Annotated in this window: 2 tRNA genes and 1 rRNA gene; all 3 read right to left on the bottom strand. The window is 47.5% G+C overall.

Features of this window, described 5'->3' with window-relative positions:
- Positions 1-7 precede the first annotated feature (7 nt).
- The 3 genes from ACSX1H_RS19170 to ACSX1H_RS19160 all read right to left on the bottom strand — a co-directional run bounded on the left by ACSX1H_RS19170 (position 8) and on the right by ACSX1H_RS19160 (position 1,863).
- Positions 8-81 (bottom strand) — tRNA-Ala (locus ACSX1H_RS19170).
- 80 nt (positions 82-161) lie between these two features.
- Positions 162-238, bottom strand: a tRNA-Ile gene (locus tag ACSX1H_RS19165).
- A gap of 103 nt (positions 239-341) precedes the next feature.
- Positions 342-1,863, bottom strand: a 16S ribosomal RNA gene (locus ACSX1H_RS19160).
- Positions 1,864-2,032 lie beyond the last annotated feature (169 nt).

Genomic DNA, 2,032 nt, shown 5'->3' with positions numbered 1-2,032 from the left:
AAAAATGTGGAGAATATCGGAGTCGAACCGATGACCTCCTGCGTGCAAGGCAGGCGCTCTAGCCAGCTGAGCTAATCCCCCATGTTTAGAGATGAGTTTTGAGTGGTGAGTCACGAGCTGATCGCTCTTTTCTCTTTTTCTCTTTTCTCACATCTTGCAAATGGTAGTCCCGGGCAGACTTGAACTGCCGACCCCTACATTATCAGTGTAGTGCTCTAACCAACTGAGCTACGGGACTGTTGCAGTGTCGTCTTATCCCGTAGGATTGCTTGACGCTGTAATGATGAATAGTACTTTGGTAAAAATGAAAGCCTAAAATCGGCTATCAAAATATTCTCCAGAAAGGAGGTGTTCCAGCCACACCTTCCGGTACGGCTACCTTGTTACGACTTAACCCTAGTTACCAGATTTACCCTAGGCCGCTCCTTACGGTAACAGACTTCAGGTACCCCCGGCTTCCATGGTTTGACGGGCGGTGTGTACAAGGCCCGGGAACGTATTCACCGCGCCATGGCTGATGCGCGATTACTAGCGAATCCAGCTTCACGAAGTCGGGTTGCAGACTTCGATCCGAACTGAGACCGGTTTTTGAGATTCGCATCCTATCACTAGGTAGCTGCCCTCTGTACCGACCATTGTAACACGTGTGTAGCCCTGGACGTAAGGGCCGTGCTGATTTGACGTCATCCACACCTTCCTCGCGGTTTACACCGGCAGTCTTGTTAGAGTGCCCACCATTATGTGCTGGTAACTAACAACGTGGGTTGCGCTCGTTATGGGACTTAACCCGACACCTCACGGCACGAGCTGACGACAACCATGCAGCACCTTGTAAAGTGTCCGAAGAAAACTCTATCTCTAAAGCTGTCACTCTACATTTAAGTCCAGGTAAGGTTCCTCGCGTATCATCGAATTAAACCACATGTTCCTCCGCTTGTGCGGGCCCCCGTCAATTCCTTTGAGTTTCATTGTTGCCAACGTACTCCCCAGGTGGATAACTTAATGCTTTCGCTTTGTCGCTTACGGTCTATTGCAAACAACTAGTTATCATCGTTTACGGCGTGGACTACCAGGGTATCTAATCCTGTTCGATCCCCACGCTTTCGTGCATCAGCGTCAGTTACAGTTTAGTAAGCTGCCTTCGCAATCGGTGTTCTGTGTTATATCTAAGCATTTCACCGCTACACAACACATTCCGCCTACCTCAAATGTACTCAAGAATAACAGTATCAAAGGCAATTTTACGGTTGAGCCGCAAACTTTCACCCCTGACTTACTATTCCGCCTACGCACCCTTTAAACCCAATGAATCCGGATAACGCTCGCATCCTCCGTATTACCGCGGCTGCTGGCACGGAGTTAGCCGATGCTTATTCATACGGTACCGGCAAATAACTACACGTAGCTACAATTCTTCCCGTATAAAAGCAGTTTACAACCCATAGGGCAGTCTTCCTGCACGCGACATGGCTGGTTCAGACTTGCGTCCATTGACCAATATTCCTCACTGCTGCCTCCCGTAGGAGTCTGGTCCGTGTCTCAGTACCAGTGTGGGGGACCTTCCTCTCAGAACCCCTAGACATCGTCGCCTTGGTGAGCAGTTACCTCACCAACTAGCTAATGTCACGCATGACCATCTTATACCACCGGAGTTTTAATTATCAAACCATGCGGTCTAATAACGTTATGGGGTATTAATCCGAATTTCTTCGGGCTATCCCCCAGTATAAGGCAGGTTTCATACGCGTTACGCACCCGTGCGCCGGTCGTCATCTGTAGCAAGCTACAATGTTACCCCTCGACTTGCATGTGTTAGGCCTGTCGCTAGCGTTCATCCTGAGCCAGGATCAAACTCTTCGTTGTATTAAAATTTTTAAATGTCTCTAGAAATTTTAATAGCTGTTTACCTTATATCTCTATAAGGCGATTGACTTCAGGTTTCACTTTTACCTTTTCTAATTTAATCGTTTAAATTAGGTACTATCCAATATTTTCAAAGAACTTTTAGATGATTCCCATCTTCGTGACACAT

Source organism: Carboxylicivirga taeanensis (assembly GCF_051851475.1).
Classification (GTDB): domain Bacteria; phylum Bacteroidota; class Bacteroidia; order Bacteroidales; family Marinilabiliaceae; genus Carboxylicivirga; species Carboxylicivirga taeanensis.
Note: the sequence above shows the minus strand (reverse complement) of the source record. Positions and strands in the feature narration are given on the sequence as shown.